This is a genomic window from Algoriphagus halophilus (assembly GCF_041729275.1).
GTDB lineage: Bacteria > Bacteroidota > Bacteroidia > Cytophagales > Cyclobacteriaceae > Algoriphagus > Algoriphagus halophilus_A.
In genome coordinates this window covers 923,925-938,155 of sequence record NZ_CP146486.1, presented here as the reverse complement: position 1 = coordinate 938,155, position 14,231 = coordinate 923,925, and the positions used below count along the sequence as shown (strand labels likewise).

General features: G+C 37.2%; 14 protein-coding genes and 1 pseudogene. All 15 read left to right on the top strand.

Annotated elements, in window-relative coordinates:
- Nucleotides 1–8: 8 nt before the first annotated feature.
- The 15 genes and pseudogenes from V8V91_RS05015 (at nucleotide 9) to V8V91_RS04945 (ending at nucleotide 14,226) form a co-directional block, all read left to right on the top strand.
- On the top strand, nucleotides 9–647 hold the full coding sequence (locus tag V8V91_RS05015) for a glycosyltransferase family 4 protein (RefSeq protein WP_373399082.1): 639 nt from the start codon (nucleotides 9–11) through the stop codon (nucleotides 645–647).
- Between the two features lie 192 nt (nucleotides 648–839).
- Nucleotides 840–1,919 carry a hypothetical protein gene (locus tag V8V91_RS05010; RefSeq protein ID WP_373399081.1) on the top strand — a complete coding sequence of 360 codons (1,080 nt, stop codon included), beginning with the start codon at nucleotides 840–842 and terminating at the stop codon, nucleotides 1,917–1,919.
- Nucleotides 1,916–3,001, top strand: a complete 1,086-nt coding sequence (locus V8V91_RS05005) for a glycosyltransferase family 4 protein (RefSeq protein ID WP_373399079.1) — start codon at nucleotides 1,916–1,918, stop codon at nucleotides 2,999–3,001. Before V8V91_RS05010 ends, V8V91_RS05005 begins: the two co-directional genes overlap by 4 nt.
- Before the next feature lie 424 nt (nucleotides 3,002–3,425).
- Entirely contained in the window at nucleotides 3,426–3,650 is a 225-nt protein-coding gene (locus V8V91_RS05000; RefSeq protein WP_373399077.1) for a GIY-YIG nuclease family protein, read from the top strand.
- A 772-nt stretch (nucleotides 3,651–4,422) separates the two neighbouring features.
- Nucleotides 4,423–6,071: pseudogene (locus V8V91_RS04995) on the top strand (DUF6044 family protein).
- A gap of 122 nt (nucleotides 6,072–6,193) precedes the next feature.
- Nucleotides 6,194–6,970, top strand: coding sequence for a hypothetical protein (locus V8V91_RS04990; RefSeq protein WP_373399076.1), 777 nt, complete (start codon nucleotides 6,194–6,196; stop codon nucleotides 6,968–6,970).
- Complete coding sequence (locus V8V91_RS04985; protein ID WP_373399074.1) at nucleotides 6,967–7,380, top strand: hypothetical protein; 414 nt, start codon at nucleotides 6,967–6,969, stop codon at nucleotides 7,378–7,380. Before V8V91_RS04990 ends, V8V91_RS04985 begins: the two co-directional genes overlap by 4 nt.
- Nucleotides 7,377–8,555 carry a hypothetical protein gene (locus V8V91_RS04980; protein WP_373399073.1) on the top strand — a complete coding sequence of 393 codons (1,179 nt, stop codon included), beginning with the start codon at nucleotides 7,377–7,379 and terminating at the stop codon, nucleotides 8,553–8,555. The genes V8V91_RS04985 and V8V91_RS04980 overlap by 4 nt, the downstream gene beginning before the upstream one ends.
- Nucleotides 8,556–8,561: 6 nt before the next feature.
- Entirely contained in the window at nucleotides 8,562–8,987 is a 426-nt protein-coding gene (locus V8V91_RS04975; RefSeq protein ID WP_373399072.1) for a hypothetical protein, read from the top strand.
- Nucleotides 8,987–9,541, top strand: a complete 555-nt coding sequence (locus tag V8V91_RS04970) for a hypothetical protein (RefSeq protein ID WP_373399070.1) — start codon at nucleotides 8,987–8,989, stop codon at nucleotides 9,539–9,541. The genes V8V91_RS04975 and V8V91_RS04970 overlap by 1 nt, the downstream gene beginning before the upstream one ends.
- A gap of 31 nt (nucleotides 9,542–9,572) precedes the next feature.
- Nucleotides 9,573–10,382: a polysaccharide biosynthesis/export family protein gene (locus tag V8V91_RS04965; RefSeq protein WP_373399068.1), complete on the top strand. Its 810-nt coding sequence runs from the start codon at nucleotides 9,573–9,575 to the stop codon at nucleotides 10,380–10,382.
- The gene (locus tag V8V91_RS04960) at nucleotides 10,379–11,983 is read left to right on the top strand and encodes a GumC family protein (RefSeq protein WP_373399066.1); all 1,605 of its coding nucleotides are present in this window, start codon (nucleotides 10,379–10,381) and stop codon (nucleotides 11,981–11,983) included. Before V8V91_RS04965 ends, V8V91_RS04960 begins: the two co-directional genes overlap by 4 nt.
- Complete coding sequence (locus tag V8V91_RS04955) at nucleotides 11,928–12,809, top strand: polysaccharide biosynthesis tyrosine autokinase (protein ID WP_373399065.1); 882 nt, start codon at nucleotides 11,928–11,930, stop codon at nucleotides 12,807–12,809. The genes V8V91_RS04960 and V8V91_RS04955 overlap by 56 nt, the downstream gene beginning before the upstream one ends.
- A 41-nt stretch (nucleotides 12,810–12,850) precedes the next feature.
- The gene (gene kdsB, locus V8V91_RS04950) at nucleotides 12,851–13,576 is read left to right on the top strand and encodes a 3-deoxy-manno-octulosonate cytidylyltransferase (RefSeq protein WP_373399064.1); all 726 of its coding nucleotides are present in this window, start codon (nucleotides 12,851–12,853) and stop codon (nucleotides 13,574–13,576) included.
- Nucleotides 13,577–13,971: 395 nt separating this feature from the next.
- Nucleotides 13,972–14,226 carry a hypothetical protein gene (locus tag V8V91_RS04945; protein WP_373399063.1) on the top strand — a complete coding sequence of 85 codons (255 nt, stop codon included), beginning with the start codon at nucleotides 13,972–13,974 and terminating at the stop codon, nucleotides 14,224–14,226.
- The last annotated feature ends 5 nt before the right edge of the window (nucleotides 14,227–14,231 follow it).

The window sequence follows — 14,231 nt, the reverse complement described above, 5'->3', positions numbered from 1 at the left end:
AAATTTTTTTGATCAATAACGGGGTTACTATACCTGCACCGAATGAGCCAAAAGAAACCCAAGAACTAAAAAATAAATTGGGGCTCAAGGAACATGATTTTGTAATTGGATCTGTTGGTCGAATCTATGATGAAGTAAAACGGTTTTCAGATATTCTTAAAGCATTGGAGATATTAAATGATCCAAAATATAAATTGCTTGTAATAGGGGATGGTCCAGATTTGGAATCCTTAAAACTGTTGTCTGAGGAATTGGACCTTAGTAAGCAGGTGATTTTCTTAGGGCAACAACCTAACCCACATCCTTTCTTTGGGGTAATGGATGTGTTTTGTATTGTATCTGCACATGAAGGGTTTGGGTTGGTTGCAGTAGAAGCCATGATGCATAACTTACCCGTTATCGCAACAAAAGTAGGTGGCCTAAAGGATGTAGTAGTGAATGAAGAGACTGGTTATTTGGTACCTTCTTATTCACCTCAACAAATAGCTGATAAAATTAAAGTTTTAGCTATTGATTCTGAATTGAGAAAAAGCATGGGCGAAAAGGGAAGGACTAGAGCTTTGGAAAACTACTCAGCAAAGCGATATTGTGATGAAATTGAAGACTTATATTTAGAGCTACTAGCTAAAAAAGGAATTCAAGCTTAAAGGTTTTAAAATTTAAGGTTTAACAAATACACTCTTGCTTGATATTATAGTCATTCTTCTCCTAATCATAGTCATGGTAAATACCAATTCATCCATGGCTAAAAGGTTTGGTCTGCCATATAAGTATGAGCTTCATTTACACTATTTGTTGGCATACCATATCTTTTTCAGTCTATTTTTACCTGGTACATTTTGAATTACGGTGGAGATTCTCAAGGCTATTGGAAGTTTGGAATGGAGCAAGTAATTGTTAGGGGGGATGAAACTTGGTTTTCCTATTTTGGAGAAGGGACCACATTTATTCTTTGGTTATGTTACATTCCAAGTCAAATTATGGGACTTTCTTATGTGACAGGCAATATTCTTTTCGGCTTTTTGGGGTTTATTGGAATCCGATACATTTTTGTGATGACCGCAGATTTATTTCCTGAAAATCACGAAGTGCTGGGAATCCCATTATTTCCTGCTGTTTTTTATTTTCTAAATCTTCATTTTTGGTCTGCAGGGGTTGGCAAAGATGCTATTTGTTTCTGGGGAATTGCATGGTTCTTTTTTGCAGTTCAAAAATATAAGACTAGATGGTGGCAAGCGGCAATCGCACTATTTTTTGTGTATTTGGCAAGACCACATATGGGGCAAGCTTTAATATCAGGTGCAGGTTTGGCTATTTTATTAGGATCAGAAGTGAAATTAGGTTATAAGATAGTTTTGAGTGGATTGGCAGCAGCAGGAGCCATTCTTTTATTGCCAAGCACCTTAGAAGCTTTGAGGATTGAAGAATTAAGTTTCGAGGCGTTGGAAACCATGTCAGGAGTAAGAAGTGCCGGCTTAAATACGAGTAATGTTGGTTCTGGAGTAAATTTGGCTTCTTACTCATGGCCCATGAAACTTTTTACATATATGTTTCGACCGCTATTTATTGATTCGCATAACATAGTTACATTTTTAAGCTCTTTTGAAAATCTTTTATACCTCTGGCTCAGTCTTTTCATTTATAGAAATTGGACACCAGAGGCGATACGAGATATGCCACTTTTTATAAAGGCTGGAATGTTGACATTTATTCCTGTGGCATGGGCATTTATGGGAGCTTTGAGCAATCTGGGGATCATCATGCGTATGAAAAATATGACCATGATTTATTTTTTATTATTCTGTTTTTTTCTGATTGCTTATAATAAAAAGTTGAGAATCCAGAAGGTTCAGGAAAAGATTCGATACTACCAGCAGCGGGAGGAAATCAAAAGGAAGAAAAAGGAACTGGCAGAGTGAAAAAGAAGAAGATTCTTTTTCTCCCAAAATACCCTCGGCAGGGAGCCTCCAGTAGGTTAAGAACTTTCCAGTATCTGGAATTATGGAAGCAGCAAGGAGTAGAGGTTAGTGTATCCTCATTTTTTAATCAAAAATACCTTTCTCAGATTTACCAGAATCAAAAACCCCAGTTCATCAATGTATTGAAATGCTATCTGAAAAGGTGTTGGGTTCTGATTTACAGTTGGAGGTATGATCTGATTTGGATAGAAAAAGAGGCCTTTCCTTTTCTACCTTCCTATGCGGAATGGCTGATTGAAAAATTAGGAAAGGGCTATATCGTAGATTATGATGATGCAGTTTTTCATAACTATGATCAGAATCCCAATTGGTTGGTCCGGACTTGGATGGGGAATAAAATTGATTGGGTGATGCGGCATTCCCGAATAGTTTTTGTGGGAAACTCTTACTTGGGTAAAAGAGCGCAATTGGCAGGTGCTTTTGATGTTCAGATTTTACCTACAGTAGTAGATACAACCGTCTATTCTGTTCTTCGAAATAAAAATAATTATAAAATTAAGCTGGGTTGGATTGGGTCTCCAACCACAACCAAATATTTGAATTTTTTAACGCCAATTTTGGAAGAATTGAGTAAAACACTTGATTTTGAGTTGTTGATAATTAATTCTCCACATGTTCAGCTACCTGATTTTACTTGTGAGTATAGCTTGATCCCTTGGAAGGAGGAGGAAGAAGCATTTCAGATTTCTCAAATGGATATTGGAATGATGCCATTACCAGATAGTGACTGGGAAAAGGGGAAATGTGCTTATAAATTGATTCAGTATATGGCTTGTGGATTGCCGGTTGTGGCTTCTCCTGTAGGAATGAATACCGATGTGGTTCGACATGGTGAAAATGGTTTTTTAGCTTCCTCTGAATTGGAATGGCTGGAGGCATTGAGGCTGCTGATAAGTGATTCATCATTGAGAGTGAAGATGGGAGATGCTGGAAGAAAGTTAGTGGAGAATGAGTATAGTTTGGAGAAGAACTTTGAGAAAATCAAGAGGGCAGTAGAGGGAATTATTGAGGAGGGTGGTTAGAAAGAGATTTCTCCTCCTTCCCGATAAATCGGGACAGGCTGTACCTCGTCGTCGAAATGACATGAGAGACGATTATGTTATTCTGTCATTTCGAACGAGCAACCTGAAAAGTAAAATCTTGAAGTTCAGTTGTTGCAAGGAGAAATCTTAGAGTCGCTGATAAAGTCAGGGATTGTGAATGTACAGAATGAGAGATTTCTCCTTCCGCAAGCTCCACTCGAAATGACCTGAAGTGTATTTAAAGATAATTAGTCATTTCGACTGCTAGGAGAAATCTAAAAGAATATGGGTTTAGAGGATAAAAGATTTCCTACTTCCAGCAGGTAGGCTCAGTCACTCCACTGCATTGCACTTCCTCGAAATGACCCAATAAAACGTTTTGGGTTATTTGTCATTTCGACCGCAGGGAGAAATCTAAAACACTATGTATGTCTACATCCTAACAAATAAGAATAAGACAACCCTATATGTCGGGGTGACCAATGATTTAAGCAAAAGGTTGGCAGAACATAGGGAGGCAAGAAATACTTTTACTTCAAAATATAAGTGCTATAATTTAATTTACTTTGAGGAATTCCAGTCTCCCTGGATGCAATACCTAGAGAAAAAGAGATTAAAAAGTGGCGAAGGGAGAAAAAGGAACTTTTGATTTCCTCATTGAACCCTCAATGGGATTTTTGGGAGTTTTAGGTTAGAGAGATTTCTCCTCCTTCTCAATAAATCGGGACAGGCTGTTCCTCGTCGTCGAAATGACCAAAAGTGTAATTCACTTTAATTAGTCATTTCGAACGAGCATACCGAAAATTTAAAGTTAGAAGTTCTGTTGTTGCGAGGAGAAATCTTAGAGTCGCTGATAATGTCAGGGATTGTGAATGTACAGAATGAGAGATTTCTCCTTCCGCAAGCTCCACTCGAAATGACCTGAAGTGTATTTAAAGATAATTAGTCATTTCGACTGCTAGGAGAAATCTAAAAGAATATGGGTTTAGAGGATAAAAGATTTCCTACTTCCAGCAGGTAGGCTCAGTCACTCCCCTGCGTTGCGCTTCCTCGAAATGACAATTAGAACGAATCGAATTTTGTGTCATTTCGAACGAGTAACCTAAAAAGAAAAAGCAAGAAGTTCAGTTGTTGCGAGGAGAAATCTTAGAGTCGATGATAAAGTCAGGGATTGTGAATGTACAGAATGAGAGATTTCTCCTTCCGCAAGCTCCACTCGAAATGACCTGAAGTGCATTTCACGTTAATTAGTCATTTCGACCGCAGGGAGAAATCTAAAGGGCCTTTAATTAAAGAATGGGTTGTGAATAGGTTGAAAGAGAGATTTCTCCTTCAGCAAGCTCCAATCCCACCACGGTGAACAGGCGAAATGGCCATATGAAAGATGCTTGTTTTTACCACCTCGTCGTCGAAATGACAATATGAATAAACCCCTCATTTTCTTATTCCTACTGGTTCTGGTGATGTTGCTGCCATATTTCATTTTGGGGAAAGGGGTGTTTATCCCTGTTTCAGATAATATGGACTCCAATCTCGCCTGGTACAAGATGTTGCAGGAGCAAGGAAAGATTTTTCTAGTTGGAATACTCCGGTAGAAGGAATGTTAATTGAGACGCCTAGGTTTAGTTACCCCTCTGGCTTTAATGTGGAAATGGTGTTATATGAGTTTTTTCCGCATTTGAATGCTTATATGATCAATAAAGCATTGATCATCATCATTGCTTTTTTTCATTTCGCTTTTGGTTGAGAGGACAACAACTCATAGTGAAAAATGGAAGGGAGGAAATCTTATGGTGTTTGCTTTGGGCAAGTTTGGCTTACTATCCCCATAGAGGGATCTCCATAGCTGCGCTTCCCGCTTTGGTACAGGTTTTTTCCTTGCTATTAGATAGGAAAGATCACATAGGACATTGGTTATTTCTGATAGGATATGCTTGCTATTCTATGTTGTTCCTAGCCTCTTTTTATTTTTTAATAGGGATTTTGGGTTGGATCATAGTTTCCTCTTTAAGGAATCAATTAATTCCAAAGCGATCGATTGTAGCCTTTTTATTGCTTATGGCTATTTATTCTATTCAGGAAGTCAATTGGATACTTGGGTATTTTTTGAATGATCAATTTGAAAGTCATCGCGCTGATTTTACCTATAATTTTGGAATCTGGATTAATCAAAGTCCCATTGATTTTTTCTGGTCGGGAGATCAAAACGGAGTTCATTTTTCACCGGTATATCCCATTATTTTCTTTGGCTTAGTAATGATGGCTTGGTACCAAAAGAAATGGTCTTCCAGATCCTTTTTATTTCTTAATCTTCTTTTCGGAACCTCATTTATATTAGCAATTCTCAGCAGAGTTGGGAATTTGGAGTTTTGGGGTAAGGTAATCCCCAAACTGAACTCTATTAATTTGTACAGATTTGAATATTGGATTCCTTTTTTTGTTTGCAGGTTTAATTTATGCCTGGAAGACTTTTTCATTTAGAGGGATTTCTTGGATTCTTCCCATACTCATTTTCATTAATTTGTTTGTCTATCAATATGAATGGCGTTATTGGATCAATTCAATGATCCCCATAATGGATCAACAAGTACCTAGTTACCAATCTTATTATGCCACGAATCAAATGGAGGAAATAAAGGAATATCTAGGAGAGGAGTTGCCTAATTCCCATTTTGTGAATTTCAATATTCCCCCAGCAGTAGCAGCTTTTAATGGATTGATTACGGCGGATGGTTATGTACAACTCTACTCAAAATCCCATAAAGAACAAGTATATCAACTAATCAAAGAGGAGCTGAGAAAGGATGATTCTTTAGAACAGCACTTTTTGGAATGGGGAAACAAGTGTTATTTTCAAAATGCCCAATATCCTGATGATTACTTCATATATCAATGGAGGAAAGAGGTGCCTCTCATGGAACCCGGCTATGATTATGAGAGCATGAAAAATGAATTAGGAATAAATTATGTGCTTTCCGCCTTACCTGTCATTTCCGAGCAGTTGCAGTTGGTGAAGGTCTTTGAAGATGAACACTCGGCATGGTCTATTCATCTCTATCAACTGAACTAAATGACATCTAACTTGAGTAAATTCTTAGTGTATTCAGATGTACTATCTTCCTCCATTTATAGGTTTGATCAATACTCCTATCTGTTCAGATGGGCAAACCGTGAATTAACAAGTGGACTAAATTGAATAAATTATTATTCATCACCTGGGATTCTGATTCCACTAATTACCTGGAGAATTTATTTTTTCCCATTCTTTCGGGGTTACATAAAATGGGGGAGATTGAACCTTTTGTTTTTCAGTTTTCTTGGGCAAATAAAAAGGAGGTAGAACGAATCAATTCCATCGCTTTAAAACTGGGCATTCCATATTTCCATGCGGCAATACCTAAAAAATTACCTGGAACGATAGGAGCCCTTGGAGCTATTTCCAAGAATAGAAAAAAGGTATTGGAGTTGGTGAGAACAGAAGGAATTCAAGTTGTGATGCCTAGAAGTACCATGCCTGCCTTGTTAGTCCTCTCCATCTTTAAAAAGTTGAAAAATTTTGGGATTGAACTTGTTTTTGATGCGGATGGGTTGCCCATTCAAGAACGGCTTGATCAAGGATATTTAACAAAGAATTCCATTCCATACCAGATTCTGACTAAAATTGAACGTTTGATCTTACAAAAGGCTGACAAGGTACTTTGTAGGACCCAGAAAGCAATACATTGGCACCTTTCAAAATCCCCTCAATTGAATAAGGAGAAGTTCTTTGTAGTTGGAAATGGCCGGGATCCCAACTTGTTTTATTTTGATAAAGAAACAAGGAGAAGAGTCAGAAATGAATTAGGCTTGAAAGATGAAATTTTATTGGTGCATTCAGGAAGCCTAGGTCCTGGATATGCCTTGGATAAGGTTTTCCAACTTTTATCGTACTTAAAGTCCAACGAAGTTGCTTTTAGAATGCTTTTTTGACTAGAAATGATTCCATTTTGTCAGAGCTTACTCCAACTTCTTTGAATAATTGCATACTTTCTTTACAAGTGCCTTTTAAGGACATTCCGATATATTTGAATGCTGCTGATTTTGGAATTAGCCTACGGGCCCCTCACCCCAGCATTCAAGGGATTTTGCCCATTAAGTTTGGAGAATATCTCATGTGCGGACTACCTGTCATTGTATCGCAGGGGATAGGTGATTTAGATGAACTAGTACAGGGTAGCCAGTCTTGCTATTTTTTGGACCACCAACACGTGGATTGGCAGTATCTATTGGGCTGGATGAGAGAAGCCCAAGGTTTGGACCGAAAAAGGATTAGCCAACAAGGTGAAGAATTGTTTTCATTGGAAAATACACTATTGGATTACATGAAAGCATTGATATGATCTTCACCTTCCAAGATGTACTTGTATTAATCATCGTTCATCTATTGCTGGGTTTCTTTTTTAAATTTCACTACCTGAAACCTAATTATTCGATCCTTGAAAGAGGCTTGGTTTTATCCTTGTGGTTCATCCATCTAGGTTTTGCTTATTTCTTTGTCAAGTATATCCAACAGAATGGAGGTGATTCTATTGGGTTATGGGATTTGACGGCAGACACTTCTCAATATGCTCGAAGTTGGATGGGATACTTTGGAGTCAATACATTTTTTATTCAATGGTTGAACTATATACCATCCAAGCTGATTGGTTTGAGTTATGTTTCGGGTACGATGATTTATGCCTTTTTATCTTTTTGGGGCATGATTGGACTACTTGAGAGTGTAAACTATCTGATTGATAAATTTGAACAGAAATTAAGGTTCCCTCAACTTTTGTATTTGCCTCTTTTTTTACCCGGATTACATTTTTGGACAGCTGGGGTATCGAAGGAGACCTTGCTCTTTTTGGGTGTTTCGGCAATGTTTTACGCTTTTTCTACCCAGAAACAGATCTTCAGCATTGGAATATTGGGTTGGTGCTTTTGTTTGCTGGTTCGACCTATTTTAGGAGTGTTGTTTTTGCCCATACTAGTTGTTTTCGTGGCTAATCGGCTAAAAAAGAGGTGGGAATTACTCAGTTTGGTAATTGTGATCTGTGGAGGCTTACTATATTTTTCCATTAGTCAATTTTTACCCTACCTACATTTAGAAAATTATTCCTGGGAAGATTTATCTGATTTCTCCAATAGGCAATTAAGTTTTTTGACAGAGTTTAGTGCCAATACCACCTTATCCATGGAGACTTGGTCTTGGTATAGGAAGTTGGCTGCTGTTGCATTAATGCCATTCCCATGGGAAAGTTGGGATTTTTATTCGTTGATTTTTTCCTTAGAGAATTTTTGGCTGTTGTCCATTGGAGTTTTAGGCTTGGCAATGGGAAATCGTCATTTAGTTCAAATTCCAAAAACCATGATCTACTTTTTTATGATAGGGATTGTCATGTTTATAGTTTTTACCTTTACATTGAATAACCTTGGATTGTTCTATAGAATGAAATCTATCTGGCTTCCATTTTTGCATATTACTTTCCTATGGTTAATTTGTTATTCCGATCACCCTTCCAAACGCTTTCAATAGGTTAAATTGTCTGATTCCAACTTAATTATTTCTTTAGATTTTGAACTTCATTGGGGTAGGTTTGACAAGTACCCTATTGAAGAATACCAACTCTATTATCAAAATACCTTACGATCTATACCTAAGATTTTATCTCTTTTTGAGAGATATCAAATTAATGCGACCTGGGCTACGGTTGGTATGTTGATGGCAGAAAGTTGGGAAGAGTGGGAAACTTACGCTCCTCTCATCAAACCTAATTTTCTTCAGGAAAAATATTCTGCCTATTTATGGGGGAAACAAAAATATTCAATTGATTTTGAGGGCTTGTTTGCTTCTGGAATTGTCAATGAAATTATTCAATGCCCAGGACAGGAGTTGGCTTCTCATACCTTTTCCCATTATTATACCGGTGAAGAGGGGGGAGTCTGGAAGCCTTCCGTTCCGATTTAATGGCATCCAAAAAAATCGCGAAGGATAAGTTTGGGGTAGATTTGGAGAGCTTGGTTTTTCCAAGAAACCAATACAACGATGGAGTATTGGAAATTGCAGCAGCATGTGATTTTAAAACCGCAAGAATTAATCCTTCTGATTGGTTTTGGAAGGAAACGAACCATGAAAATTTGCTGAAAAAAATTTTTAGAACAGGAGATACACTGATTCCAATGGGAAAACCAGTATATTTTGACCTAGATAAATGTATTCAGTCACCCTTGATTCAGATTCCAGCAAGCCGATTGTTGCGCCCCTATAAGACAGGCTCTATATTTAATAGACGAAGAATTGAACGAATAAAATCTGAACTGAAAAGAGCATGTGATTTACACCAATCTTATCATCTATGGTGGCATCCTCATAATTTCGGTTTTTGTCCTGAAGAAAATATTCGGGTATTGGAAGAGTTACTTAAATATGTTACGGGCTTGATTCAACAGGGGGATTTAAGTAGCCTATCCATGAGAGGAGTCTATGAAAAAATGAATTCCGATATTGAATCAGATAGATAAAAACGCTGAGTGAAAATACTAAATTAACTAAATGAAAAATAGTTTAGCTGTCCTGCTTATTTGTATTCTAATAAGTTCTTGTATTAGTAATAAACGGATTACTTACTTACAGAATTTACCAGGTAACCCAGAGATTGGTTTGGATGAATTTATTCCTTATGCCACTGTGGAATACAAGTATGTGCTTCAACCCTTTGATGTGGTCGATATTGACTTTGCTTCTTCAGATGAAGAATTAACCAAAGCTTTCGAGTTTCAAGGGTCAAGAAACATGCGTGCTGGCGGCGGCGGCGGTGGAGTAAACGATATATTTTATTTCACAGGCTATTCTATTGACCAGGAAGGATTTGTAGGTATCCCACAACTTGGAAAAATTAAAGTGGCAGGTCTGACTGAAGAAGAGGCTCAGAATCGAGTCCAGGAAGCAATTAATAAATATTTTAAAGAAGAAGTATTTGTTAAATTGAGGATAGGAGGGATTCGTTTTACTGCCTTGGGAGAGTTTAGTAGATCAGGGGCCCAGGTGATCCTGAAAAACAGGGCTACTATTTTTGATGCCTTGGCTGTGGCGGGAGAATCAAATATTTTGGCCAAAAAGAATAAATTGTTCATCATTCGGCAATATGACGGAGGTACGAAAATCCATCAAATAAATCTAAATGACAGGCAATTGTTAGCTTCGCCTTATTACTTTATTCAGCCAAATGATATATTGTATTTGGAGCCAATGAACATCAGACAATTCGGGAATGCTGATAATTTAACAGCTTCATTAGGTTTGATTATTTCGGTAACTTCATCTATTATATTGATCGTCGCCTTGTTGACAAGTAATTTATGATTGACGGAAAAGTAGACATATCCAAGTTTCAAGAGGAGGTCAAGCCCATTGATATTAAATATTACCTGATCAAATATTCCAGGTATTGGCCTCTTTATGTGACCAGTATTTTTTTAGGGTTGATCATTGCATTTTTGTTTCACAGGTATTCTGTGGAAGAGTATGAAGTACAGGGTAGTATCCTGATCAAACAAAATTCCAGTCCTGAAATGAGGATTTTGGATAGATCCAATATTTTTTCCGGGGCCTATAATTTGGAGAATGATATTTTGATGCTCACCTCTAAGAATTTAGCGGCCGATGCAATAAGTAAATTACACCTGAATGTTACCTACTATGCATCCACAAATATCAAGGAAGTAGAATTATATGATCAGTCACCTATTTATGTAGAAGTTGATCCGTCCTTTCCCCAAATGGAATTGGGAGAAATTACCTTTACCATGATTTCCGATGAGGAATTTGTATTGACTAGAGAAGAGTCTGGTTTTTTTGATTTTTTAAATGCCAAAGCTGCCGGCCCTATGGATGAGGCTATTTTGAATAGGACCTTTAGGTTCGAAGAAGATATTGTATCAGATAAAAGCCATTTTAAAATCCATAAAAAGAAAAGGTTAGAGGCAGGAGATAAATTGTCATTTGTGGTGCATAATTCTGTGAATGTGATTGACGATTATGCGAGAGCAATTTCCGTCCGGCCTATCAATTCATATGGTACTGTACTTCAGGTAACCATGGTAACAAAAGTGGTAGAAAAGGGACGAGATTATGTCAATGCCCTGATGGACTCCTATATTGATTATAACCTGAAGGAGAAGAATTTAATGACCGAGAATACCCTCAAGTTTTTGGATGAGCAATTGTTCATTGTGGAGGATTCTCTTAAGGCAGTGGAGAGAAAGATTCTCAACTTTAAAGTGGAGAATAAATTAATGGATGTGAACTCTGAGTTTGGGGGAGTTTTGGGGAATATGCAAAGCTTAGAAGATCAGGTTCAAAACATTGATTTTCAATTACAATACTATCAATCGCTACAGCAATACTTAATAGAAAAAGGAAAGGATTATTCAGATATTTTGGCTCCTTCCTTGGTTGGTATTGATGACGGGGTTTTGAATGGTTTGGTGAGTTCTCTGATCAGTGTTTCCTTGGATAGGAGAAAACTTTTGGCTTTGGTAAATGAGAACCACCCATCAGTAACTGAATTGGATGAGCAGATTACCAAACTCCGGGAAAATATTTTTGAAAATATTGATAATCTGGTGGCCAATACTATAAAAAGGAAGGAGCAGGCATTGGCCATGTTAGAAGACGAAGATGTAGAATTTTCAAAACTTCCGCAGGCAGAGTCTCAATTTATGGGATTAAACCGAGAGTTTAAGCTGAGAGAAAATTTATACAATTACCTACTTGAAAAAAGAGCAGAAGCAGGAATAGCCCGGGCTTCCAATATTTCAGATAACTCCGTATTGGATTATGCAAGAAGGGGTAATTTGATTTTCCCTAAAAAGCCACAAAATTACGGTTTGGCTTTTGGCTTGGGACTTGGGACTTTTTATCCCATTGGCCTTATTATTAGGATACCATTATCTGAACAATAAGATTGTAGATCAGGTACAATTGAAAAATGTATTAAGGATTCCGCTGCTGGGTACGATAGGATACAGTACCAAGGATACGAATTTATTGATTCAAGATCATCCAAAATCCATGGTATCAGAGTCATTTCGCTCCTTACGATCTGCCTTGTTTTATATTGCCAGTGAAAAGAAGTGTAAAAAGATATTGGTGACATCTTCGGTTTCAGGAGAAGGTAAAACCTTCGTCAGTATCAATCTCGCTTCCGCAATAGCTTTAAGTGGTAAAAAGACCTTGCTATTAGGACTTGATTTAAGAAGACCCAAGATTTCAGAGTATTTAGGGGTTCATAATCAGACAGGACTTTCCAATTATTTAGTAGATAAGGCAAGAAAAGAGGAGATAATCGTAAAAACTGTATTTGAAGATCTATATGTGGTTCCTTCAGGCCCCGTTCCCCCTAATCCTGCAGAATTGTTGTTGAAAGATAAGATGACAGATTTATTGAATTCCTTCGATGGGGAATTTGATGTAGTGGTGATGGATACTCCACCTATTGGTTTGGTGTCTGAAACCATGGATTTGATGCGCTTTTCTGATGTGAATTTATACATCGTTAGACAGGATTATACCCATAAAAGGTACCTATTAATGATTAATGATCTTTATGCTAATGATCAGGTTGATAATATTTATGCAGTTTTTAATGGTTTGAAAGCTGGGGTAGACGTCTATGATTTTGGTGGCTATAATTACGGGTATGGGTATAATTATTCGTATATGAAGAAAAATGAATATTCTGGGTCTTATTATGATCAAGAGGAAAAAAACCGCAATCAGATTGGTTAAACAAATTGCTGTCTAAGTTTAGAGTTTAAAAAAATAATTCATTGAAAATAGTAGCGCTTATACCAGCTAGGTATGCTTCTACCAGGTTACCTGCCAAACTAATACAAGACTTGGGAGGCAAGTCAGTCATTCAAAGAACTTATTTGAGTACTTTAGCCACTCAAATTTTTGATGAGGTTTGGGTGGTCACAGATCATGAAATCATCCAAAAGCAAATAGAGGAGCTTAATGGGCATGTGTTTTTCAGTAAAACCAACCATGACAGCGGGTCTGATAGAATAGCTGAAGCTTTGGAAAAAATTGAAGCTGAAATTGTGGTCAATGTGCAAGGAGATGAACCATTTCAAGATTCTAAATCTCTTTCCGATTTAGTTGATGTATTTGAAGATTCTTCCATTCAGGTAGCTACCTTAATGACTCATATTTCAGAAGACGAAGCCCATAATCCAAATTTTGTAAAAGTGGTAACTGATGACAAATGGGATGCTTTATATTTTTCGCGCTCTCCCATTCCATACAACCGAGATAAATTAAAGGATTTAGATTATTGGAAGCACATCGGGATCTATGCCTACCGTCGAGAAATTTTATTAGATTTTACCAAGATGGGGAAAGGTAAGCTGGAAAGTATTGAAATGCTGGAGCAATTGAGGATGTTGGAAAATGGAATCAAAATCAGGATGGTGAAGACTAACCATCAACCAATTGCCATTGATACTGCAGAAGATTTGGCAAGAGCTAGAAGTTTATTGGATTTGAACCACTAATTAAATTCTTGTTAAGCTTCTAACCTCTTAAGGAAATTTGATTTCAAAGCCATTTTTAGGGAACTAGTTCAATTCTAAGGGTTGGTTACTAAATAAATATTAGTTAACTTAAAAATTATTGGTTAGAAAGTTGCAATAAACCCTTAAGTGCTTAACGTATCGAAATCAGACCTTTGAGGAAGTAACACCCTCGAAGGTCTTTTTTTTTTTTCAGTTATTCCTGTGAGGGAGAAAAGCAAAGGGCTTGGTTTAATCAAGGCATCCATTTTTAAGGTTACTCAATTCCTTTTTCTCCAAATACAAGAATTTAAACTATGTTTACCTAAAGCTTAAATTTCACTCCATCTTAGTAACTAGATGAGTATTTATTACTAAAAAGTATAAACCCACCACGCATGAAGAAAACTATTTTATCTTTTTCGGTATCTGGCCTGATGCTATATGCCTGTAATCCAACTATTGAGGACATCATCTCCATGGATGAAGTGGAGCGGATTGAACGCACACTTTCTGCGGACGATATGGAGGGCAGGAGAATTTTACTCCTGGGCTGGAGAAAGCAGCTGATTTTATCGCTTCTGAATTTGAAAAAAGTGATCTGCCTTATCTGGAAGGTAATAATTCCTATTTCCAGAATTTCCAATTACTGAAAACG